The organism is Cohnella panacarvi Gsoil 349, assembly GCF_000515335.1.
Classification (GTDB): Bacteria; Bacillota; Bacilli; order Paenibacillales; family Paenibacillaceae; genus Cohnella; species Cohnella panacarvi.
This window is the reverse complement of the sequence record NZ_KI911563.1, coordinates 855,584-878,051: the sequence shown is the minus strand read 5'-3', so window position 1 is coordinate 878,051 and position 22,468 is coordinate 855,584. Positions and strand designations below refer to the sequence as shown.

The 22,468-nt window shown below is 56.7% G+C and carries 18 protein-coding genes; 17 read left to right on the top strand and 1 reads right to left on the bottom strand.

Translation table 11 applies throughout. From position 1 onward, the window contains the following. The first annotated feature begins 16 nt into the window (after positions 1 to 16). The 11 genes from bshA to COHPA_RS0104005 all read left to right on the top strand — a co-directional run bounded on the left by bshA (position 17) and on the right by COHPA_RS0104005 (position 12,231). Positions 17 to 1,180, top strand: a complete 1,164-nt coding sequence (bshA, locus tag COHPA_RS0104055) for an N-acetyl-alpha-D-glucosaminyl L-malate synthase BshA (RefSeq protein ID WP_027084921.1) — start codon at positions 17 to 19, stop codon at positions 1,178 to 1,180. Positions 1,181 to 1,213: 33 nt separating this feature from the next. Further along, positions 1,214 to 2,494 carry a CCA tRNA nucleotidyltransferase gene (locus COHPA_RS0104050; RefSeq protein ID WP_027084920.1) on the top strand — a complete coding sequence of 427 codons (1,281 nt, stop codon included), beginning with the start codon at positions 1,214 to 1,216 and terminating at the stop codon, positions 2,492 to 2,494. Between the two features lie 91 nt (positions 2,495 to 2,585). Next, positions 2,586 to 3,557 carry a biotin--[acetyl-CoA-carboxylase] ligase gene (locus COHPA_RS0104045; RefSeq protein ID WP_084760348.1) on the top strand — a complete coding sequence of 324 codons (972 nt, stop codon included), beginning with the start codon at positions 2,586 to 2,588 and terminating at the stop codon, positions 3,555 to 3,557. Positions 3,558 to 3,949: 392 nt separating this feature from the next. Further along, positions 3,950 to 4,813, top strand: a complete 864-nt coding sequence (gene panB, locus COHPA_RS0104040; RefSeq protein ID WP_027084918.1) for a 3-methyl-2-oxobutanoate hydroxymethyltransferase — start codon at positions 3,950 to 3,952, stop codon at positions 4,811 to 4,813. Next, positions 4,810 to 5,736 (top strand): pantoate--beta-alanine ligase, encoded by a 927-nt coding sequence (gene panC, locus COHPA_RS0104035; protein WP_027084917.1) that lies wholly within the window; start codon positions 4,810 to 4,812, stop codon positions 5,734 to 5,736. Before panB ends, panC begins: the two co-directional genes overlap by 4 nt. Further along, positions 5,721 to 6,104 (top strand): aspartate 1-decarboxylase, encoded by a 384-nt coding sequence (panD, locus tag COHPA_RS0104030; RefSeq protein WP_027084916.1) that lies wholly within the window; start codon positions 5,721 to 5,723, stop codon positions 6,102 to 6,104. Before panC ends, panD begins: the two co-directional genes overlap by 16 nt. A 69-nt stretch (positions 6,105 to 6,173) precedes the next feature. Further along, complete coding sequence (locus tag COHPA_RS0104025) at positions 6,174 to 6,818, top strand: tetratricopeptide repeat protein (protein WP_027084915.1); 645 nt, start codon at positions 6,174 to 6,176, stop codon at positions 6,816 to 6,818. A 37-nt stretch (positions 6,819 to 6,855) separates the two neighbouring features. Next, positions 6,856 to 9,747, top strand: coding sequence for an ATP-dependent DNA helicase DinG (gene dinG / locus COHPA_RS0104020; protein ID WP_027084914.1), 2,892 nt, complete (start codon positions 6,856 to 6,858; stop codon positions 9,745 to 9,747). Beyond that, positions 9,744 to 10,400, top strand: coding sequence for a redox-sensing transcriptional repressor Rex (locus COHPA_RS0104015; protein ID WP_027084913.1), 657 nt, complete (start codon positions 9,744 to 9,746; stop codon positions 10,398 to 10,400). Before dinG ends, COHPA_RS0104015 begins: the two co-directional genes overlap by 4 nt. Further along, positions 10,391 to 11,701, top strand: coding sequence for an amidohydrolase (locus COHPA_RS0104010; RefSeq protein WP_035119371.1), 1,311 nt, complete (start codon positions 10,391 to 10,393; stop codon positions 11,699 to 11,701). The genes COHPA_RS0104015 and COHPA_RS0104010 overlap by 10 nt, the downstream gene beginning before the upstream one ends. Continuing rightward, positions 11,698 to 12,231 carry a cell wall elongation regulator TseB-like domain-containing protein gene (locus COHPA_RS0104005; RefSeq protein ID WP_027084911.1) on the top strand — a complete coding sequence of 178 codons (534 nt, stop codon included), beginning with the start codon at positions 11,698 to 11,700 and terminating at the stop codon, positions 12,229 to 12,231. The genes COHPA_RS0104010 and COHPA_RS0104005 overlap by 4 nt, the downstream gene beginning before the upstream one ends. 155 nt (positions 12,232 to 12,386) lie before the next feature. Here the strand turns inward: COHPA_RS0104005 and COHPA_RS0104000 are convergent, their stop codons facing one another. Then, positions 12,387 to 13,652 (bottom strand): FAD-dependent oxidoreductase, encoded by a 1,266-nt coding sequence (locus COHPA_RS0104000; RefSeq protein WP_027084910.1) that lies wholly within the window; start codon positions 13,650 to 13,652, stop codon positions 12,387 to 12,389. A 254-nt stretch (positions 13,653 to 13,906) separates the two neighbouring features. Here COHPA_RS0104000 and COHPA_RS0103995 point away from each other — a divergent pair, with 254 nt between their 5' ends. The 6 genes from COHPA_RS0103995 to COHPA_RS0103970 all read left to right on the top strand — a co-directional run bounded on the left by COHPA_RS0103995 (position 13,907) and on the right by COHPA_RS0103970 (position 22,453). Then, complete coding sequence (locus COHPA_RS0103995; RefSeq protein WP_027084909.1) at positions 13,907 to 15,541, top strand: response regulator; 1,635 nt, start codon at positions 13,907 to 13,909, stop codon at positions 15,539 to 15,541. A 119-nt stretch (positions 15,542 to 15,660) separates the two neighbouring features. Then, a complete protein-coding gene (locus COHPA_RS24185) occupies positions 15,661 to 17,286 on the top strand; it encodes a sensor histidine kinase (RefSeq protein WP_027084908.1) in 1,626 nt (541 codons plus the stop codon). 167 nt (positions 17,287 to 17,453) lie between these two features. Further along, entirely contained in the window at positions 17,454 to 18,386 is a 933-nt protein-coding gene (locus tag COHPA_RS0103985) for an ABC transporter permease (protein ID WP_027084907.1), read from the top strand. Positions 18,387 to 18,410: 24 nt separating this feature from the next. After that, complete coding sequence (locus tag COHPA_RS0103980; RefSeq protein WP_027084906.1) at positions 18,411 to 19,322, top strand: carbohydrate ABC transporter permease; 912 nt, start codon at positions 18,411 to 18,413, stop codon at positions 19,320 to 19,322. An 89-nt stretch (positions 19,323 to 19,411) separates the two neighbouring features. Beyond that, the gene (locus COHPA_RS22945) at positions 19,412 to 21,013 is read left to right on the top strand and encodes an ABC transporter substrate-binding protein (RefSeq protein WP_027084905.1); all 1,602 of its coding nucleotides are present in this window, start codon (positions 19,412 to 19,414) and stop codon (positions 21,011 to 21,013) included. A gap of 87 nt (positions 21,014 to 21,100) precedes the next feature. Further along, positions 21,101 to 22,453 (top strand): hypothetical protein, encoded by a 1,353-nt coding sequence (locus tag COHPA_RS0103970; protein WP_027084904.1) that lies wholly within the window; start codon positions 21,101 to 21,103, stop codon positions 22,451 to 22,453. Positions 22,454 to 22,468: the final 15 nt, after the last annotated feature.

The following is a 22,468-nucleotide window of genomic DNA, read 5'->3' as shown; positions in this document are numbered from 1 at the left end:
AGAGGAGGCCGCTCGGATGAGTCGTCCGCTTAAAATCGGTATAACCTGTTATCCCTCGCTCGGCGGTTCCGGCGTAGTCGCCACGGAGCTTGGCAAAATTTTGGCCGAGAAAGGTCACGAAATTCATTTTATCACCCAAAGCATGCCGTTCCGACTCGGCAAATTCCATCGGAACATCTTCTATCACGAGGTAGAAGTTTCGGATTATTACGTGTTCAGATATCCTCCTTACGATCTATCGTTAGCGAGTAAAATGAACCAAGTGGCGCGTCTGCAAAATCTCGATATTCTTCATGTCCATTACGCGGTGCCTCACGCGATCTGCGCGTTCTTGGCGAAACAGATGTCGGGCGACCGGCTTAAAGTCGTAACGACGCTGCACGGGACGGATATAACCGTGCTCGCGCAGGACGAGTCGCTAAAGGATATTATCCGTCTCGGTATTCGGAACAGCGACGCGGTGACGGCGGTAAGCCGGGATTTGATTCGCGAAACCCGAGAGCTTCTCGATATTACCGAACCGATCGACCTGACCTATAATTTCGTGGACAAACGCATCTACTATCCTCGTTCCTGCTCCGACCTGAGAGCGGAATTCGCGGGACCGGGCGAGAAGATTCTGATGCATATTTCGAACTTCCGGCCGGTTAAACGGACGGGAGACGTCGTCGATATTTTCGCGCGGGTGAGCGCCAAGGTGCCGACCAAGTTGCTGCTCGTCGGGGAAGGGCCGGACCTGCCGAAAATCCAGCAGAAGGTACATAAACTCGGGCTGGCCGACCGCGTGCATTTTCTTGGCAAGCAAGACGATGTCGCGCACGTCATCTCCATCGCGGATCTGATGCTGCTCCCATCGGAGAAGGAAAGCTTCGGTCTTGTCGGACTAGAGGCGATGGCTTGCGGCGTGCCTACGATCGGCTCGACCGCGGGCGGTATACCGGAGCTCGTACAACATGGCGCCACCGGATATTTGTCGCCGATCGGCCATACCGAGGAAATGGCTAACCATGCCATTAAGCTGCTGACGGACGAGAGCCTGTACCGCAGCTTTAGAGAAGCCGGGTTGCAACGGGCGCATACGCTCTTCTGCGACGAGGTGATTACGAAGCAATACGAGGACATCTATTATCGGGTGCTAGGGCTGCCGACGAGAGCGCCGGTAACGGCTTGCCAAGCTTAATCGCGCCCGCATCTTCGGAGGTGCGCGGGGCGTATGGGTGAATCTTACGAGAAGCTGTGGGGAGAAGGGCTGAAGCTGCTTCGCGTGCTGACCGAGGCAGGCTACGAGGCTTATCTGGTGGGCGGCTGCGTTCGCGATCGCTTGATCGGGCGGCCGCTGCACGATATCGATATCGCGACGTCCGCGCTGCCGGGAGCGGTGCAGGCGTTGTTCCCGCGTACGGTCCCGACGGGGCTGCAGCACGGCACGGTAACGGTTATGATAGACGGTACGCCGTTCGAGGTAACGACGTACCGGACGGAAACCGGATATTCCGACGCGCGCAGGCCGGACGAAGTGAGCTTCGTCAGCGACGTCCGGGAAGATTTATCCAGACGCGATTTCACGTTTAACGCAATGGCGGTCGGGCTGGACGGCGAGCTGCTGGATCCGTTCGGCGGCCGCGAGGATTTGTCGGCGGGCATCGTGCGCACCGTCGGCCGAGCCGCCGAGCGGTTCGGAGAAGACGCGCTGCGCATGCTTCGCGCGATCCGGTTCGGCGCGGAGTTCGGTTTCGAGCTCGCCGCGGATACGTGGGACGGCATCGCATCGCAGAAACAGCGGCTCGCGCATGTCGCGATGGAGCGAGTCGGCGCGGAGTGGGACAAGATGATGTCCGGACAGGGACCGGATCAAGCTTGCGCATGGCTGCGAGATAGCGGACTGCTGGCGTATACGAAGGAGCCGTTGCCGGTGCGGGCGGCGAAATGGACAAGCAGTGACGCGGAAACGGCGATTCGCTTATCCGTTATCGAAGACATCGACGCGCGTTGGGCGGCTTATTGGATTTGCGCCGGCGCATCGGAGGCCGAGGCGGCGGCATCCTGCAAGGCGCTGCGCATGAGCGGCAAGCGAGGTGCCCGGATTGCCGGCGTTGTTGGATTCGAGCGGCGGTTAACCGAGAATGGGGCCAGCCGCAGGCTTGCGGCACGGAACCTGAACGGCGTTTGCGACCGCGAGACGTGGATCGAGGCCGTGCTGGATTACGGGGTGGCTGCGGCGGAAGATTGGCTCGCGATTATGGAGGCGGCCCGTGGCGACAAGATAGGCTGCGCGGAACGACATTGGCTGGATGGCATGCCGATTACGCGTATCTCGGAGCTTGCCGTTCGCGGGGACGAGCTTGCGAAAGCGCTCGGCAAGCCGCCGGGCCCTTGGGTCGCGCGGCGGCTGAGGCGGCTGCTCTCGGAAGTCGCCCATGGACGGCTGGCGAACGCTAAGGATGCGTTGTTGAAAGCCGTGTCGATCCTCCAGTCGGAGGATAACGGAACGTAGTTCCGCTTATGGGACAACGATCGGATTTACGTTGCTATAACGGAACAAAGATCCGTTATGAACCTGTCCAACAAGGAAGCGAGGAGATTGCGTGAGTACCGTTACATTGCTCAGCCTGCTGGAGTCGGAGCCGGGCGAATACGTGTCCGGGGAAGAGATTAGCAGGAAGCTGAACGTGAGCCGCACCGCGATCTGGAAGCAGGTCCGCAAGCTGGAGGCGGAAGGTTACGAGATCGAAGCGACGCCGAGGCTCGGATACCGGTTACTGGGCAAACCTTCTCGCTTGACGGTGCAGGAGCTGCTGCCGAAACTGAATACGCGCAGCTTCGGAAAGAATCTGCGTTTGTTCGACGTCGTAGGCTCGACGCAGGACGAGCTGCGCGCGCTGGCGGAGCAAGGCGCGCCGGAAGGGACGGTCGTCGTCGCCGAGCAGCAGACGAGCGGACGCGGACGGATGGGACGCGCTTGGGTGTCGCCTGCCGGCAAAGGCGTATGGATGAGCTTGCTGCTTCGTCCATCGGTGCCGTTGCCGCTCACGCCGCAGCTTACGCTGCTTGCCGCCGTCGCGCTTAGCCGGGCGATCACGCGCCTGGTGCCGCTTACGATCGGAATTAAATGGCCGAACGATCTGCTGGTGGACGGCCGCAAAATCAGCGGTATTCTGCTCGAGTCCGCGGCCGAAGACGAACGGTTGCGTTACGTCGTCGTCGGACTCGGCATTTCCGCGAATTTGGATGCCGAGGATTATCCGGAGGAGCTCCTGGAGAAAGCGATCTCGCTCAAGATGGCTGCAGGACAGCCGGTACCCCGAAGCGAGCTGATCGCCGCCGTGCTCGAACAATTCGAGCAGTTGTACGCGTTGTATCTCGAGCAAGGTTTTGCCCCGATTCGCGCCTTGTGGGAAGCTCATGCCGTAACGTTGAACCGTACGGTAACGCTGACGACTCCGCAAGGCCTCGTCGAGGGCGTGCCTCGCGGGCTGGACGATATGGGCGGCCTGCGCGTGGAGCTTCCGGACGGCAGCTTCCGAACGATCTACTCTGCCGAAGTGGGAACTAGGTGATCATAGTCGGGATTCCGAGGAATTAGAGGTACATATGCCTTTATTGCGGCGAGCTCCGTCCGGTACAACGAACCGAAAATATGCCGGCTATGCCGCTGCACGATCAATTTCGGCAGCGGCGTCCGCTCCATAGACGCTCTTGACGAATTGTGCTACAATTGTCGTGCGAGGCGGTATCCATGAGAACCGCACTTGCGGGAAGGGCACACTAAGGAACGCGATAACTGAATACCGTCAAAGATTCGCGGCGGATTCTGCTCTGAGCCGAAAGGACCGAGACAGAAGGACGTGAAGGACGTTCTATGTTGAATGGAAACCTTTTTTGCTCGTGAGCAAAAAGAGGTTTTTTTTGTTTGTTGCAAAATATTATGAAAATTTAGGAGGGTACTCCCATGAAACAAGCGTTGACCCTACCTCGCTTGAAAGCGATGAAAAACCAGAACAAACCGATCGCCATGGTTACCGCTTACGATTATCCGTCGGCTATGCTGGCGGAGGAAGCCGGCGTGGACATCATTCTCGTCGGAGACTCGCTCGGCAACGTGGTGCTCGGCTATCATACGACCGTACCCGTAACGCTCGAAGACATGATCTACCATACGCGGGCGGTCGTTCGCGGCGCGCCCGGAACGATGATCGTCGCCGATATGCCGTTCGCGACGTACCGGCTCGGGCCGGAAGCGACGCTTCGCAACGCGGCCAGGCTTATGCAGGAAGGCGGCGCCCACGCGGTGAAGCTGGAGGGCGGCGCGGAGCTGGCGGATGAAATCCGGATACTCACGCAAGCCGGTATTCCCGTGCTTGGACATATCGGCTTGACTCCGCAATCCGTTCACCAGATCGGCGGTTACCGCGTTCAAGGCAAGACCGGCGAAGAAGCGGAGAAAATGCTGCAAGACGCCAAGGCGTTAGAGCAAGCGGGCGCTTTCGGCGTCGTGCTCGAGCTCGTGACCGAGGAGCTGTCTGCAGCGGTGTCCCGCTCGCTGTCCATTCCGACGATCGGCATCGGGGCAGGGCGCGGCTGCGACGGGCAGGTGCTCGTATTCCACGACTTGTTGCGCTACGGCTCCGGCATCCGAGACAAGCGCTTCGTGAAAAGTTACGCCAACATCGGGGATACGATCCGCGATGCCATTGCCGACTACGTGAACGACGTGAAGACGAAAGCATTTCCCGAGGAGAAGCACGGTTTTCCTCTAGAGGATAAGAATATCGCCATGCCCGCCAAAATGTACGGTGGAGGCGAAGGTAAATGATGACGCACGCGAAGACTCCCGCCATCGTCAGAACGATCGCTGAGCTTCGGCAACGGATTAAAGCTTATAGGCGCGCCGCTTCGGCCGAGGCGACAGTGGGCTTCGTGCCGACGATGGGCTACCTGCACGGAGGCCATGCCAGCCTGCTGCGTCGTTCCGTTCATGAGAACGGATTGACCGTGCTGAGCATATTCGTTAATCCGCTCCAATTCGGTCCGAACGAGGATTTGGCGAGATATCCGCGCGATGAAGAGCGAGACGTGACGCTTGCCGCGAGCAATGGCGTAGACATCGTATTTTTGCCGTCCGTAGAGGAGATGTACCCCGTTTACCCGCTCTTGACCACCGTCTCGGTATCGAGCGTATCGGAGCATCTCTGCGGAGCAAGCCGTCCCGGGCATTTCGACGGCGTCGCCACCGTCGTGGCCAAGCTCTTCAATATCGTGCAGCCCGATCGGGCTTATTTTGGCCTTAAAGACGCACAGCAAGTCGCGGTGATCGCGCAAATGGCGGCCGATCTCAGCATTCCGGTAGAGATCGTCCCTTGCCCGATCGTGCGCGAGCAGGACGGACTGGCGCTTAGCTCGCGCAACGTGTATTTGAGCGCCGGGGAGCGCGAGCAATCGCTCGCCTTGTCCCGCTCGCTCGCCAAAGCCGAGCGGTGGGTCGCCGCGGGAGCGACGGCCCAAGAGCTGGCGAAGAAGCTTGCGGAGGATATCCGCCAAGCGCCTTCCGCCGACATCGATTACGTAGAGATCGTAACTTATCCGGGCATGCAGCCCATTATCGGCAGCGGGGCGCTGCGCGAATATGCGGACAGCGTCTTGATCGCGTTAGCGGTCCGATTCGGCCGCACGCGTCTGATCGACAACCTTATCGTAAAACCTAAAGAAGCAGGTGATCTCCTATGTTCCGCCAAATGATGAAAGCCAAACTTCATCGCGCAACCGTAACGGAAGCGAATTTAAATTACGTGGGCAGCATTACGATCGACCAGGATTTAATGGAACTTGTCGATATTCTGCCTGACGAGAAGGTACAAATCGTAAATAATAACAACGGGGCGCGGTTCGAGACGTATACGATTCCAGGTCCGCGCGGCTCCGGCGTCATCTGCCTGAACGGCGCGGCGGCTCGGCTCGTACAGCCGGGAGATCAAGTCATCATCATCAACTACGGATTATTGACGGACGAGGAGGCGCGCCGCCATAAGCCGCGCGTCGCCATCCTGGACGAGCGCAATCAAGTCGTCAAATTGTTGGCGGAGGAGCCGCATTCGACCGTTATGTAACGCGTATGAAACACCCCCTCGAAACGCAGAATGAGCAGTACAGTTTCGAGTTAGAGGGGGAACAAAGCCATGATCCGCCAATGGTTCGCAACCATGAACGAAATGCTCGACGAACTCATTATTCGTTATCCGCAAGCATCAGGCGAGGAAAAATGCCAGCTCCAAGAACAATGGAACATGCTGAAATCGTTAAGTGATGATATGATTGAATCATGGCTTCAATTCGAAGACCGCATGGCTTTCTATCGGGAGCTTCAGCAACAGTCGGGCGAACAGCAGTTGAAGCATGACCCGCAGGCGCTTATGAGCCCATTCGTCAAAGGTCAAGGTTATTTTAAACTCCACATGTTCGCGCAAGCCTCCGTACATCTGGAGGAAGCGATATCCTCGTATCCGGATTTTATGGGGGCCAGGCTGTTTCTCGCCATGTCTCGAATGCACTTGAAGGAATGGGGCGAAGCCCAGCGGCATTTCCAACTGATCGCCGCCATCGCGGAGGAAAGCAAGCTCCGAGCGATCTCTTATAACGCGCTTGGCTGTATTCAGGCGGTCTATGCCCATTTGGATCAAGCGCGTAGCTACTTCCGCAAGGCGATCGATACGGATCCGTCCTTCGCGGAACCAAGACGCAATCTCGAATGCTGCGAGCAGGGCTTCGGCCAGTTGCAGCTACAGTTCGGAAGCGCCGAGCTGCAGGCGATCGATACGCATTAACCGGCAGCAAACCGTCCGAACGGAAAGGAAGTCAGGCATGAAGTTCGCCGTGCTCGATTTTGAGACAACCGGCTTATCGTCAGATAAAGACCATATTATACAAGTCGGGCTCGCCTTAGTCGACGAGACCGGCATGCCCGGTGAATCCTACGGCAGCTTCGTGAAGCCCGAAGGGCCGATACCGGCCGAGATCACGCGGCTTACCGGCATCAAGGACGAAGACGTGGCGGAAGCCCCGTCGCTGGAGGAGATGCTAAGCGAGCTCGTTCCGCATTTGAACGACGCGATCTTAGTCGGCCACAGCGTGGAGTTCGATGCGAATTTTTTACAAGCCGCCCTTGATCGGAGCGGCTATTTGCCTTTTTCGGGAAGACTGCTCGATACGCTTGAGCTGAGCAGGCTCCTGTTCCCGACGCAATCCTCGTACGCCTTAAGCAACATAACGCAGGCGCTGGGCATCGCGCACGATCGTCCGCATCAAGCGGACAGCGACGCGCTCGCGACAGCCGAGCTGTTCGCCTTATGCGTGAATAAGCTGCGCGCGCTTCCGATGTTCACGCTTCAGCGGCTCAGCAATATGTTCGATCCCGACCGTTCCGATCTCGGCTGGTTTATCGCCCATACGCTGGCATGGCGGGAGACGCAGCCTTTCTTACCGGAGACGGATATTCATCATTTTCGCCAGTTCGCTATGAAAGTAACGGATTGGGGAGATGAGGGCGCGGACCGCGAACGCGACAATAACGCCGCCGCGGCCATCGAAATTTTGCGCGACATGACATTCGACGAATATATCGGGCATGTGCGATCGAATTTGAAGGAGCTGCTTCCGGCCTACGAGTCCAGGGAAGGACAGACGATCATGTTCCGCGAGGTTATGGATGCGCTGCAGGATGACGCCCATCTGCTCGTCGAAGCCGGCACGGGTACGGGCAAATCGCTTGGGTACCTGCTTCCGTCTCTCTATTATGGGCTGAAGGAGTCCAAAAAAATCGTAGTCAGCACCCATACGATACAGCTTCAAGAACAGTTAAGGGAGCGAGATTTGCCGTTGCTTCAGAAGGTGCTTCCGATGCCGTTCCAAGCAGCCGTGTTCAAAGGACGCAACAACTATTTATGCTTGCGCAAATTCGAGAACCGGCAGCATATTCCCGAGCATGCGATCAATCGGGAAGAAGCGATCGTTCGCGGCGGCATGACGGTATGGCTCGGGGAGACTTTAAGAGGCGAAGCGGAAGAGCTCAATATTGGCGGACGCAACAAAGAAGAATGGGACGTCGTCGCCAGCGACGCCGCGTCCTGCTTGAACAGAGCGTGCCCTTGGTTCCGCAAATGCTTCTATCATCGCGCAAGGAACGAAGCGGGAAAAGCGGATCTGGTCATTACGAACCACGCGCTCTTGTTCACGGACCTTAGAGCGGAGCATCGCTTGCTGCCGGCTTACGAGCGTCTGATCGTAGACGAAGCGCATCACCTGGAAGAAGTCGCGACGAACCACCTCGGCCAGAAAACGGGGCATTCGGCGCTCGTCATCCCGCTCCAACGCTTGCTCAAGGATGCCAGAACCGGACTCATTCCGCAGCTCATTAGCGCCATCTCGGCGACGAGCGTCGTCGAGGCGTCCGAATGGGTCGAGAAGCTGGAGCTGGTTATGCCTAAGCTCCAAGAAATCCGCGAAGCGTGGGAGCGGTGGATGGAGGCGCTGTACGCGATGCTGGCCGCTCATTCGGCGGCGGACGAATCCGGCAATCTCACGATGCGTATGAAACCGGAGTCGTTGCCGCCCGAATGGGATAGCTTATCGGTGGACGGGAACAACGTCATTCAACTGCTGTCGGACGTCATACGGCCGCTCGAGAAGCTGGCCGCGGAAATTCGCGATTCAACGGACGAGCTGACGATGCAAGGGATGCTAACGGACTTATCCGGCGTGCTGAAAGACCTTCAGAACATCCGCGCCGACGTTCAGTCTTTCACCGCGCTAGGCAAACCGGAATTCGTCTATTGGCTCGAAGGCCATTATCAATATCGAGGCCGATCGGTATGGATTTACGGAGCGCCGGCGGACGTCAGCGACTTGCTGAAGGAAGGCGTATTCGACCGGAAGTCGAGCGTCGTCATGACTTCCGCGACGTTGACGGTCGACAAGTCGTTCCGTTACGTAACGGAGCAGCTCGGCCTGAACAGCGCGGAGCGGGACGGCAAGCTCAAGACGGCGCTCTTGCCCTCGCCGTTCAAGTACCGCGAACAGGCGCTCGTGCTTATTCCGCGAGATTTTCCTAATATTAAAGGGAAAGACGGGGACGCGAAGTTCGTCGGCGCGCTCACTGAATCGCTTGCCGAGGCGGCCAAGACGGTCGGCGGACGAATGCTCGTTCTATTCACCTCCAACAAGATGCTCAGAACGGTATACGATCCGTTGAAGCTCATGTTAGAATCTTCGGGAATACAAGTGCTCGGCCAAGGCGTCGACGCCGGCAGCCGCAGCAGGCTGACGCAGCAGTTCATGGGCAACCCGGCCTCCGTGCTGCTCGGCACGAGCAGCTTCTGGGAAGGCATCGACTTGCCGGGAGACGCTCTGACGTGCCTGGCGATCGTTCGGTTGCCGTTCCAGCCGCCGAACCATCCAGTAGCCGAAGCGAAAGCCGAGAAGCTTCAGGCCGAGAATAAGAGCCCGTTCATGAAGCTGTCTTTGCCGCAGGCGGTCATTAAGTTCAAGCAAGGCTTCGGCCGCCTCGTACGAACCGCTACCGACCGCGGAATCGTGCTGCTATACGACACTCGGGTCATCGACACGAATTACGGCAAGTATTTCCTGTATTCGCTGCCCGGACCCAAAATGGAGCACCTGCCAACCGCCGGCATTCCCGCAAGAATCCGCGAGTGGCTTGCGCCTGCCGTTAACGTAGAGGAGGAAGCCTCAACATGAAGTCGTTCAAAATATCCGAAGCGGTCATCCGCCGTCTTCCGATCTATTTGCGATTCCTGAACGATCTGAGCTTAAGCGGCATCCAGACCGTATCTTCGCAGGATCTCGGAGAGAAGCTCGATCTGAATCCGGCGCAAATCCGCAAGGATCTCGCTTATTTCGGAGAATTCGGGCGCAAAGGCGTCGGCTACAACGTCGATTATTTGATCGAGAAAATCCGGCATATCCTGAAGCTGGACAAGCCGCTTAACGTAGCGCTCGTCGGCACCGGCAACTTGGGCCGCGCGCTGTGCAACTACAATATGTACTTGAAGGATAATATGAAGATCGTAGCCGTCTTCGACGCCGACGAGGCGAAACGCGGCACTAAAATCAATCATCTGACGGTGCAGCCGATGCGCGAGCTGAAAGACGTGGTCAAGTCTCTGGAAATATCCGTAGGGATCATTACGGTACCCGCCCAGGAAGCACAGACCGTCGCGGACCAATTCAGCGTATCGGGCGTCAAGGGGATTCTGAATTTCGCTCCCGTCGTGTTGAGAGCGCCTGCGGGCGTTAGAATTCACCACGTGGATTTTACGGCGGAGCTGCTCAGCTTGGCTTATTATATGGACGATTCTATCGAAGATAAAAGCGAAGGGGTATTCGAGTGAGAAGATGGCTGATCAATAACGGTACGTTCCTTACGATGGACGATACGAATCCGCAATTCACGGGCTGGCTGGCCGTAGACGGCGCACGCATCGCCGCCATGGGCGAAGGTCCGGCCCTGCAACACGAGTTGAACGCCGCCGACGAGATCGTCGACGGAACCGGCTATCTCTTCATGCCCGGACTCGTGAATACGCACGGCCACGCGGCGATGTCGCTGCTCCGCGGCGTAGGCGGAGATTTGGCGCTGCAAGACTGGCTGCACAATCATATGTGGCCGATGGAAGCGAAGTTTACCGGCGACGACGTGTATTGGGGCACGGCGCTCTCCGCCGTGGAGATGATCAAGAGCGGTACGACGACGTTCGTCGATATGTACGATCATATGAACCGCGTTGCCGAAGTGGTCGAAACGTCGGGCATGCGCGCCAGCTTGACGCGCGGCGTGATCGGGCTGTGCCCGGAAGACGTGCAGCGCGCCAAGCTGGCGGATGCGATCGGCTTCGCCAAAGACTGGCACGGCGCGGCTGACGGACGCATTAACGTCATGATTTCCCCGCACGCGCCTTACACGTGTCCGCCGGATTACATCGTGAAATTCGTTCAAGCCGCACATGATCTGGACTTGCCGATGCATACGCACATGTCGGAAACCGCGGCCGAAGTCGAGCAGAACGTACGCGATTACGGCTGCCGGCCGGTAGAGCATCTGGATCGCCTCGGCATGTTCTCGCGCCCGACGCTCGTCGCGCACGGCGTTCACTTGACGGACGAAGAAATCGCGCTGCTGGCCGAACGCAAGGTTGCCGTCTCGCACAACCCGGTAAGCAATCTGAAGCTCGCCAGCGGCGTGGCGCGCGTGCCGGATTTGCTAAAAGCGGGCGTAACCGTAGCGCTAGGCACGGACGGCGCGGCAAGCAACAACAACCTGAATCTTTTCCAAGAAATCACGACCGCGGCGCTCATCCATAAAGGGGTGTCGGGCGATCCGACCGTCATTCCGGCAGCCGAAGCGCTGCGAATGGGGACGGCTTACGGCGCGAAGTCGATCGGGCTCGGAGGCGTCACGGGCCAGCTTATACCGGGGCTGAAGGCGGATCTGATCGCGCTCACGCTCGGCAAGTCGCATTACGTCCCTCGGACGGATCTTGTGTCCCATGTCGTCTATGCGTCCATGGGGTCCGATGTCGCGCACGTCTGGGTCGACGGCCGACAGCTGCTTAGGAACGGACAATTGCTTACGCTGGACGAAGAGCGGATTATGGCGGAAGCTCAGCGTTGCTATGAGAGGCTGCGGGGATGAATTTAAGCCGGAGCGAGAGCCTTCGTCGAATTCCGCGCATCTCTTGGGTGCGATGGATGATCGTTATCATCGGTTTTATCGTGTTCATAGCGGTATCATTCGTCTTGTACATTCGCTCTGCCGACTCCGATTACCGCCAAGCGGAGCGCAGGGCGATCGCGATCGCGAAGCAACAAGGCGAGCTGGTCGAGATCGACCGAGCTGAATTGCATACTTGGCAAGAGAACGTGTGGATCGTAAGCGGGGAAGACGCGCTAGGGGAAGCGTGGATGATATGGGAACGCGAGACAGAGCTGCTTAAGCTCAAAGTCAGCGAGAACGTGTCCAAATCCCGCATGATCCGATTGTTCGCGGACAGCCATGGAGGCGAGAAGCCGAATCGCATTCTGCCGGGTTGGTTCCAGGGCGCTCCGGCTTGGGAAATCCGTTATTGGAGCGAGACGGGCAAACGCCATGAGGCGATCGATTTTTATTCCTTCAAGGACGGGACCAAATTGAAGACGTACGAGCTGCCGACGCAGCGTTCATAGAGCTTTAGGGCGTGGATGGAGCAGATGTAATTTCTGCGCCATCCTCATTTTTTGTTAGTCTAGCGCCGTATTCTTCAACAGATTGCGTGCGAGCGATAGCGTTTAGCATGGCCACATAACGTTACTGCGGCGCACCTCCGGGACAGTCCCTCGTGTTATCGATGCGGATGCTCCGGCTTCCAGAGCCTGACGTTCTGGGCAGCCATCGCGAGGTGCAGCTCATCGATCGGAACGTCCCGGCACTCGCAAGCCCGATCGATAGAGAGGGAAGCCGCGATTCCGGCAGCTTGCCCCAGCGCATAGCAGGTCGCTTGAACGCGCATGGACGACATCGCGACATGAGTGGCGGAGATGGCGCGGCCTGCAACGAGCAAATTGCCGAAAGCAACCGGAACCATGCACCGGTATGGAATATCGTAACCGTCGACATGCCGTTCATCCGTCGTTCGGTGACCGTCGGGGCTGTGGATGTCGATCTCGTAATTCGTTTGAGCGACGACATCTTCGAACCGCCTGCCGTTCGTTAGGTCGGATTCCGTCAACGTATACAGCCCTTGGATTTGGTTCGTCTCCCGCACGCCGGTCTGTCCGGCGACATGCGACAACGCATAGTTCTCGAAGCCGTTGCGTTGCAAGTAGTCGACGATCGAGAACACTTGTCTTAACGCTTCCGGTTCCGCGGCATTCACATCCGCGATCCGAGCGCCGTGGCCTTTCACTCTGGTCATGTTGACGAGCAGCATGCCGTCATCGTTCTGTTCCCAGAACAGATGCCGGCCTTGAGGAAGTTCATCCACGCTCCGATAGGCGGGGCACCCTTCCGGCAAATAGCGTCTGACGGGCTTGCCCGTATTCTGCATCATGAACATAAGCGTCATCGGTTGCGTCATTCCGTCGCTTTCTCTTCCGGACGTGAACGGGACGCCAAGCTCGATCGCCATTCTCGCATCGCCGGTGCAATCGATGAACCGCAAGCCCCGTATCGCTTGTAGTCCTTCCCGAGTCGATACGATAACGGCTTCCACGGCGCCATCGCCTGCGACGGTGCCGACGAATTCCGCGTGGAAGAACGTCTCGACGCCTTCCTTGCGCATCTTCTCGTTCAAATAATGGCGTAGAACGAAAGGGGAGAATTGAGGAGCGATCGATTGGTCATGGCCCGGAGGCAATGCGGAATCGAGCATCTCGGCAATGAATTCCCTGTAAATGCCGGTGACGTTGCCGATCGGCATGAAGATGCTCACGTTGCCGAGGGTTCCCATTCCCCCTAGCTGTCCGGATTTCTCCAGTAGAATGACTCTTTTGCCGGAACGGGCGGCCCCGATCGCGGCTGCCGTTCCTGCCGGCCCCCCTCCCACCACGATGACGTCAGCGGAATCGTATACGGGAATTTGTCGCTTATAGGAATAGGCGGCGCTCATCTTCTTTCACTCTCCTTGTTGTCTTCCTCTAACCTCTTCATTCAGATTATAGAGAATCGCATACGGTCTAGCGATGAAGTAATTCCATACGGACGTGATCGATTCGAAGATGTTTCAGGTCGCCGAACGAATCCCATGAACGTATAGAATTGCATCACGAACTCCTCGCGGTAGATCATCGACAGGACGGTGAGTCAACCTTATAATGGTACAAATGCCGCGAAAGCGCTTCATCGCCCATCGGAGGTGCCGCCATGTACAAAATATTAGTGGTCGACGACGAACCAAGGGTATGCATCGGCATACGCAATTTCCTGCTGTCTTCGGACATGAATATTTCCGTCGTCGAGACGGCTTTGAACGGGTTCGAGGCGATCGACTATTTGCGAATGGATCGTTACGATCTCGTACTGACCGATATCCAGATGAGCCGGATGAGCGGACTCGAGCTGATGGAGACGATCTATCTGGAGCAACCGAATCTTCCCGTTATCGTCATATCCGCGCACGAGAATTTCGAATTCGCCACGAAGTCGCTTCGGTTAGGCGCGCGCGATTATTTGGTTAAACCGGTGCAACAAGCGGAGCTGCTCCGCGTCGTCCGCAGCGTGCTCGTCGAGAAGGAGGAGGCCGGCAAGCTGGCGCTCGAGCAGACGATGCGGAAGCGTTCGAGCGACGCGGCCGAGGCGGAACGAAGACGCGAAATTCTCATGGAGCTCGTAACCGAACGAGGGCTGTCGAACAAAGATTACGACGAGCTAGTCGCGGAGCTGGGCGATCAGATCAAAGGCCCGAATTACGGGATCGTCTCCGTTCGTCTGGATCTGAGCCGAGGAGGCTTCAGCAACAAAGCGATGGTCCTGCAAGATCGGAAACTGCTGAAATACGCGGCGCTGAACCTGTTCGAGGAGAGCCTGTCCGAATGGAACGGCTTAACGTTGGGCGGATTCGGGAACGAACTGATCGGCATCGTGCAGCCGAACGATCGGGATTTGGCGGGGCAAGGCTTCACTTTGCAGTCTCAGATGCATTTCATCGGACAATTCGTATCGAACAATTTCAAGCAATATTTGAACTTGGACGCGACGATCGGGATCAGCAGCCTGCGCGACGACGTCGCCTTATTGCCGAAGCTCATGGAAGAAGCGGTCAGCGCCGCCGAATGGAAGAAGCTTCATCCCGAACAGAACGTGTTCCATTACGAGGATATAGCCGCGCAAGAAAGCCTGAATATGGTCGGATGGATGGCTAAAGTGGAAGAGTGCGTCCGGCGGTTGAAGTCGGACAGCGACAGCGAGCGGATCGTGCAGGACATGGTCCAAGCTTTGAACGATCTCGGACAGGAATCGGAGCAGGTTCATAGTTATTTCGGCATGCTGGTATACAGAGTCTACGGATTGCTGCTGGACAACGGGCAGGGCAACGGCGTTTCGATTCGGCGCTTCGATCCTGAAGTCTATTTTCGGGATATGTCCGTCCCCGGTAAGCTCGATCGTCTTCCATCTTACGTTGATGAGGCCGGCCGGACGTTGCGCGAGTTAGCTCGCGAACGGGAGATGACGATACTTGCCCGCATTATGGGCTATATCCGGCAGCATTACCGCAATCCCGAGCTTAAGATCCAAGATATCGCGGCAGAAGCGCATTTCAGTCCCGCTTACTTCGGCTATTGGTTCAAACGGGAAACGAAGAAGAACGTCTGGGATTACGTGACCGAGCTGCGCATCGAGGAAGCGAAGCGACTGCTTGTCACGACGCCCAAGAAGCGATACGAGATCGCCTACGAAGTCGGCTACGAATCGCCGGAACACTTCAGCCGCATGTTCAAGCGCTACGCCGGGGTCAGTCCCGCCGATTATCGCAAAGAGGGTCAGGGGGAATACGACTGAAGCTCAAATATAAAGTCACGATCGCTTTTGCGTTATTCATCGTCGGCCCGTTCCTGGTCGTCGGGTGGATCTCTTCTTATAAAACCGTTCAATCCATGCAGGATGAAGTGGGACGTACGATGCTTCAACTGGCGAAGCAGAACCATGCGACGATCCAGAAGACGATGTCGGCCGTCAACGACAAGACGATTACGTTCCTGGACAACCATCTGATCGACCGTACGGGTCCGAACGAGTTCTGGTACAACGTAGAGACGCTCGGAGACATCAATCGGGCCGACGAAATTCTGGATCGATGGTCATCGGACGGCACGGGCTACACGCTGTATATGATGAATACCGAAGGGAAACGAACGCAGTTCGATCTGTCGCACAAAGCGAGCGGCTTCAAATACTTCGATATCGGACTCGAACAGCTCCCCGCTTGGACCGATCAGGCCGTCAGCAAACGGGGAGCCGGGGCGTTTCGTCTCATTCGCTCTTCCGACGGCTTGGTTACGGTAAGCTTCGTAAGAAGCATCCTGAATAGCCAGAATTATAACGAGGTGTTGGGATTTCTGGTCGTCTCCCGCCTGGAGGTGCTGCTTCGAAGAGATCTGTTGTCCGTAGAGCTTCCGGAGCATGCCGGTACGATCTATTTGTATAACGACCAGGACGAGTTGCTTATGCAAGCCGGCTCGACGGACAGATCCGCGGCGATCGTTCCGGAATCCGCCAGACAGACGGAGTCGGGTTACTTCTTTGCCCGCGAAAACGGGGAAAGATGGTTGTACGCGCATTCTTACGAGCAACTGTATCACACGAATCTCGTCTACCGCATTCCGTTGGATTCGATTACCGGCAGCCAGACGTCCTTCCAATGGACGATCATGATCTTATCGGCGATCTACTTGGCGCTCGTACTGCTGTTTGTCCTTTACTTGCTGCGCGTTATCGTTAAGCCGTTGCATCGGCTCGTCTCGATAACGAAGATATACGAGCCCGGCGTTAAAATGGATATGAGCGGAGAACTGATACGCCCGGACGAATTCGGAATTTTATACGGCGCGTTCATGCGGATGACGCGGAGATTGGATCGCTCGATCGAGGACAATTATCTGATGAAGCTACGCCAGCAAGAAACCGAACTCGCTACCCTTCACTCTCAGATCACCCCGCACCTGCTATACAATACGCTCGACTCTATTTACTGGTATGCGCTCGATAACGGCAATACGGAAGTCGGAGAAATGGTCATGGATCTGTCGATGCTGCTGCGTATCGGTCTCAGCAAAGGGAAGACGATGATACCGATCGATGAAGAAGTGAAGCACGTACAGGCATACTGCCGGCTGCAGGCGAAGCGTTACCCGGGCACGTTCGAGGCGCATTGGGATATCGAGGAGGATGCGTTAGCGTATACGACGCCGAAAGTCATCGTGCAGCCGCTCGTCGAGAACGCGATATTCCATGGGGTAGGCGGCATGGACGGAGAAGGCGAGATCTGGATTCGCGTACGCCGTACGGAAAATACGATCGAGATGACGGTCGAGGACAACGGCTTCATGAAGGTGGACATCGACAGGCTGAACGCGATCGTGCGAGGAACGATCGAGGACGCGGGTTACGGCATCCGTAACGTTCATAAGCGCGTCCAATTGCATTACGGCGAATCCTACGGGTTGCAGTACTACCCGCGGGAAGGCGGGGGAGTGAAAGCCGTCATCACCCTCCCGTTGCGCGAGCGACGTCAGGACGAACGATGATAGGAGAACAAACGCAGCCATTCCGGTTGCGTTTTTTTTTGTATGGTTGCAACGATTGTCGACAGCGTCGAAACGCGCCTTATACATCACACGGTTATTGGAATATATCATCGTCTTGCATGGGGGGCCTAGCCTATACTGAGATCAATCGAGAGGAGAGGACGCATGTGAAAGAGAGAACGGGGATCGCGCTCTTTATCCATTCTCTATGGAAGTTCAGGTTTCTGACGTTGATGCTCCTGCCGGCGCTGGCCGTGTTGATCGTCAACAATTATATGCCGATGTTCGGGGTATTCATCGCCTTCAAGAATATCAACTACATCGACGGTATTTTCGGAAGTCCTTGGGTCGGGTTAACCAATTTCGAGTTCCTGTTCAACTCCGGCTCGATATGGCGAATCACGCGCAATACGGTGGGATACAGCCTCGCCTTCATGGTCGTCAACACGGTGCTGTCCGTGGCGATCGCGATCGCGATCAACGAGCTTAGAGGCCGATTGGCGAAGACGTACCAGACGTTCTTGATCATGCCTTATTTCTTGTCCATGATCGTTGTCGGTTACTTGGCCTACGCGTTCCTGAATACGGACAAAGGATTTCTAAATTCGTCTTTGCTCGATTGGTTCGGAATCGACCCGGTTTCCTGGTATTCGGAGAAAGCCTATTGGCCTTACATTCTGATTCTGGTCAACGCGTGGAAGAACGTCGGCATCGGCGCGGTCATCTATATCGCCGCGATCGCGGGCATCGACAACGAATACTATGAGGCCGCGGTCATCGACGGGGCGACGAAGTGGAAACAAACTTTGCATATTACGCTGCCGCTCATACAGCCGATCATCGTTATCTTAACGATCTTGTCGATGGGAAGCGTGTTCAATTCCGACTTCGGATTGTTCTACCAGGTTCCAATGGATTCGGGGGCGTTGTATCCCGTCACGGATACGGTCGACACTTACGTCTACCGCGTGCTGATCGAGCTTAATGATATCGGAATGTCTTCGGCGGCTGCTCTGGCGCAATCCGTGCTCGGATTCATCCTCGTGCTGCTCACGAACTCGGCGGTGCGCAGAATCAATCGGGAACAAGCGCTATTCTAGACAGAGAATCGAGGTGAACCCATCATGACCTATTCAACCAGCCGTCGAGAGAATACGATCTCCAAGGCCGCGAGCGCGGCGCTTCATATCAGCTTCATCCTGCTCGCTCTTGTATGCGTCCTGCCCGTCGTACTCGTCGTCATCGTATCCTTCACGCATAACGATGCGTTAGTCACCGAAGGTTACCGCTTCTTCCCGGAGAAGCTATCTTCGATCGCCTACGAGAGCTTGTTCAAGGATTACGGGACGATCGTGAGAGCGTACGCCGTCAGCATCGGACTTACCGTCGTCGGAACCGCTCTGAGCGTCATCCTGATGGCGTTGTACGCCTATCCGATTTCGCGCCGTGATTATCCGTTTCGCACGTTCTTCACGTTCATCCTATTCTTCACGATGTTGTTCCATGGAGGCGTGGTGAGCAAGTATATCGTTTTCACGCAAGTATTCGACTTATTGGACTCCTATACGGCTCTGCTGCTGCCGCTGCTCATTATTCCATTCAACGTGATCATTATGCGAACGTTCTTCCAATCGACGATTCATCCCGCGCTGATCGAATCGGCGAGAATCGACGGAGCCGGCGAATTCCGCGTGTTCTTCCGGATCGTCCTTCCGTTGTCGCTGCCCGTACTCGCCACGATGGGGCTGCTGGGTATGATCGTGTTCTGGAACGACTGGTTCAATTCGCTTCTGTTCATCCGGACGGAGGAGAAATATCCGCTGCAATATCTGATGCTCCGGGTGCTCAACGACGTTCAATTCCTGCGGGCGAACGTGCAGCTCGCGGCGCAGAATCCGGAGCTGATGCGCAATCTGCCGAACGAATCGCTTCAGATGGCTTTCGCGGTCGTCGGCATGGGACCGATTCTGCTCGTGTACCCGTTCTTCCAGAAGTTTTTCATCAAAGGCCTGACGGTAGGCGCCGTCAAAGGCTGATTCCCTGCGGTAGAACCGGCTCGCGGAACCATGGCCGCCGGCCGATCTATACATTATGATTTAATTATATTAGGAGGGGTACGAAAGCAATGAGACAAAGAAGATCGATCGCGGTTGTCGTCGCCGTCGTGCTTGCGGCCATGCTGGTGCTGCAAGCTTGCTCGTCGAACAAGAATAACAACGCGGGAAGCGAAAGTCCGAGCGCGGTTTCCAGCGCAAGCGCTTCCGAATCGCAGAAGCCGTCCGAATCGGCTTCCCCGGCGTCTGAGCTTAAACCGTACGAAGTCTCCATCACTTACTTCGGCACGCCGGAAGCGGACGTCGCACTGGTCGAGGAGAAGCTTAGCGAGTTCTTCAAGGAGAAGATCAACGCAACGATCAAGCTTCAACCGATCTCTGCGAGCGACTATCAGAACCGGACTGAACTCATGATGAATACGGGCGAGAAGATGGACCTGGTGTTCACCGCGTCCTGGCTCAATTACTTCGGCAACGTAACGAAGGGAGCTTTCCTTGAGCTGGACGAACTGCTCGATAAGCACGGCCAAGGCATCAAAGATACGATCCATCCGCTTTACCTGGAAGCGCCGCGCATGAAAGGCAAGCTGTACGCGGTGCCGACGAACAAGGAGATTACGCAAGGGCAATCGTTCACTTATCGCAAAGACATCGTCGAGAAGTACAACATTCCGATCGAAACGATCAACAAGTGGGCCGATCTGGAGCCGTGGTACGAGAAGATAAGCAAGGAAGAGCCCGGCATGCTCAACCAGTTCATTAACGGAGGCTCGGGTAACCAAGGCGGCGGCGTCTACATGATGTTCGAGACGAATTCCAACTATCGTCCGATCGGCCCGACGCCGGGCAAAACCCAGATGTTCTTCGTCGATTACACGTCGCCGGACGTGAAGGTGAAGACGATTCTCGATCCCGAGCTCGTCGACATCAACAAGCGCGAGTTCGAGCTGTTCCGCAAGTATTACGAGAAAGGTTACATCAACGCGGACGCGGCGACCAACAAGGCGGATATCGGGGAATTGCGCCGCCAAGGCAAAATCTGGGTGGCGTCCGGCGTATGGAAGCCGGGCAGCGACATCGAGCTTAAGATCGCGGATAACAATCAATACGATTACGTCTCCCATGTCGTGACGGAACCGATCGTAACGACGGATCTCGCTACCGGCTCCATGATGTCCATCTCGAGAACGTCCGAGGATCCGGAACGCGCCATGATGGTGCTGAACTACCTGCACACCGATCCGTACGTGGTCAATCTGATCGTGCACGGCATCGAAGGCAAGCACTACAAGAAGGTCGGCGACAACCGTATCGAGCCGATCGCCGATTCCGGTTACGGCGCATCGGCGCTGTTCTGGGTCATCGGCAGCCAGATGCTGAACTACTTGAAGCCGGGTCAGCCGGACGATCTGTACGAGAACTGGAAGAAGTTCAACGACACGGCCGTTCGCTTCCCGTTAATGGGCTTCGTGTTCGACGATACGAAGGTGAAGAACGAGGTCTCCCAGCTCATCGGCATCGTGTCGGAATACAAGACGCTCGCTACGGGCGCGCTGTCCAACCCGTCCAAGCTGCTCGACGAGCGGAACGCCAAGCTGAAGTCGGCGGGCGTAGAGAAAGTGCAAGCCGAGCTGCAAGCCCAGATCGACGCTTGGCTGGCGGATAATAAGTAAGCAGTGTCTCAAACTTGCTTCGGAGAGTCTCCTTCGGGAGACTCTTCGCTGTCAAGACAACGATGCGGCAAAGGAGATTCGACGACCATGAAACCCGAAAATTTAATTTATACGTTCGTCAGCTACGCGACGCATGTCGATACGAGTTGGGGGAAAGGCATCGCGATCGACGGGATCGATCGGACGGCCGCGATCGCGCATAAGCACGGCATTCCGGTTACCTGGATCGTCAACGCGACATCCGCGCCGGTGCTCGCGGACCGCATCCGGTCGTGGCACGACCAGTACGGCGACGACGTCATCCTGCAGACGCCCTTCTACGCCGACGAATCGGAGAAGTCCAAGGCGCGGTTGAAGGAATCGCTCGAGCACGGTTGGCGCGTCTTGCAAGAGACGTTCCCATGGGCGAAGACGAAGATCGTCGCTCGCGGCAGAATCTACAACGAATTCCTCGAGGTCGCGGAGGAGCTAGGATTCGACGGCATATGGGGCTATTGCTGGGAGCAGACCTGGTGGGACGGCATTACGCACAAGGGAATCCCGTGGGGCTCTTGGTACATCGACGGCTCTCGTTTCAAAGCGCCGCATCCGGGCAAGGGCAAGCTTGTCGCCAGCGAATGGACGGCTCGAGACTTGCATGCGACGTACCACTCCGGCAGTCCATGCGTCTACTCCACCGATCCGAACGACGTGCTGCGGGCGGGTTTGTGCACGGGAGAGGATATCGCGTATTGGAAAAACTTGTTTCACGGCTATCTAGACAATACGGACCATAACGAGCGGGTTTATTTTCTGCAGCAGCAGGAAAGCCACGAGATGGAATACACCGACCGGTTCGCCGTCTATCCGGCTTCCCATGTCGAAGAGTGTTCGGGCATGCTCGATCTGTTTTTCGAATACATCACGCAATATCCGATAACGCTAACGACGCTCCCGCTTGCAATAGAAGAATATCACAAGCGGAACGAGAAGACGGCGGCCTCGTACATGCTGACCCGGGATACGCTTCATCGTCCGGACGTGAACGAATACACGATGACGCTAGGCGGCACCGCGTCAGGTCCTTGGCCGGATACGTTCCACTATTACGACAACGAATGCCAAATGGCGTTCGTCTATGGGGCGTGCGCGCCCGATCGGCTGCGGAATTACGTCGGCAAAGGCGATATGGGCGATACGTTCGAAGAATCCGTTCCGCAAGTGTTCGTGAGCGGTTACGAGAAGACGGAGGACCGCATTCGGATGACGTTCGAGATCGGCTACCACGCCCCGATGCCTTTCGGCCTCGTCTACTGGGACGATCTGGAAGGGTTCGAGGTCGGCTCCTGTTCGGATGGAGTCGCGGCGAAGCGGATTCAAGATCGGCTTGTGTTCCTGCGGTTCCAACTGACGGGAGCTCCGGCGAGAATCGAGCTCGTTCTGGAGAAAAGCGCACACTAGGAGGAGAGGAGGAAC

Bases quoted from the DNA above. Each gene is read 5' to 3' on its own strand.
- dinG (WP_027084914.1), top strand. From the start codon at position 6,856: ATGAAGTTCGCCGTGCTCGATTTTGAGACAACCGGCTTATCGTCAGAT.
- COHPA_RS0104005 (WP_027084911.1), top strand. From the start codon at position 11,698: ATGAATTTAAGCCGGAGCGAGAGCCTTCGTCGAATTCCGCGCATCTCT.
- COHPA_RS0104000 (WP_027084910.1), bottom strand. From the start codon at position 13,652: ATGAGCGCCGCCTATTCCTATAAGCGACAAATTCCCGTATACGATTCC.
- COHPA_RS22945 (WP_027084905.1), top strand. From the start codon at position 19,412: ATGAGACAAAGAAGATCGATCGCGGTTGTCGTCGCCGTCGTGCTTGCG.
- COHPA_RS0103980 (WP_027084906.1), top strand. From the start codon at position 18,411: ATGACCTATTCAACCAGCCGTCGAGAGAATACGATCTCCAAGGCCGCG.
- panB (WP_027084918.1), top strand. From the start codon at position 3,950: ATGAAACAAGCGTTGACCCTACCTCGCTTGAAAGCGATGAAAAACCAG.
- COHPA_RS0104015 (WP_027084913.1), top strand. From the start codon at position 9,744: ATGAAGTCGTTCAAAATATCCGAAGCGGTCATCCGCCGTCTTCCGATC.
- COHPA_RS0104050 (WP_027084920.1), top strand. From the start codon at position 1,214: ATGGGTGAATCTTACGAGAAGCTGTGGGGAGAAGGGCTGAAGCTGCTT.
- COHPA_RS0103995 (WP_027084909.1), top strand. From the start codon at position 13,907: ATGTACAAAATATTAGTGGTCGACGACGAACCAAGGGTATGCATCGGC.
- COHPA_RS0103970 (WP_027084904.1), top strand. From the start codon at position 21,101: ATGAAACCCGAAAATTTAATTTATACGTTCGTCAGCTACGCGACGCAT.
- panC (WP_027084917.1), top strand. From the start codon at position 4,810: ATGATGACGCACGCGAAGACTCCCGCCATCGTCAGAACGATCGCTGAG.
- COHPA_RS0104025 (WP_027084915.1), top strand. From the start codon at position 6,174: ATGATCCGCCAATGGTTCGCAACCATGAACGAAATGCTCGACGAACTC.
- panD (WP_027084916.1), top strand. From the start codon at position 5,721: ATGTTCCGCCAAATGATGAAAGCCAAACTTCATCGCGCAACCGTAACG.
- bshA (WP_027084921.1), top strand. From the start codon at position 17: ATGAGTCGTCCGCTTAAAATCGGTATAACCTGTTATCCCTCGCTCGGC.
- COHPA_RS24185 (WP_027084908.1), top strand. From the start codon at position 15,661: ATGCTTCAACTGGCGAAGCAGAACCATGCGACGATCCAGAAGACGATG.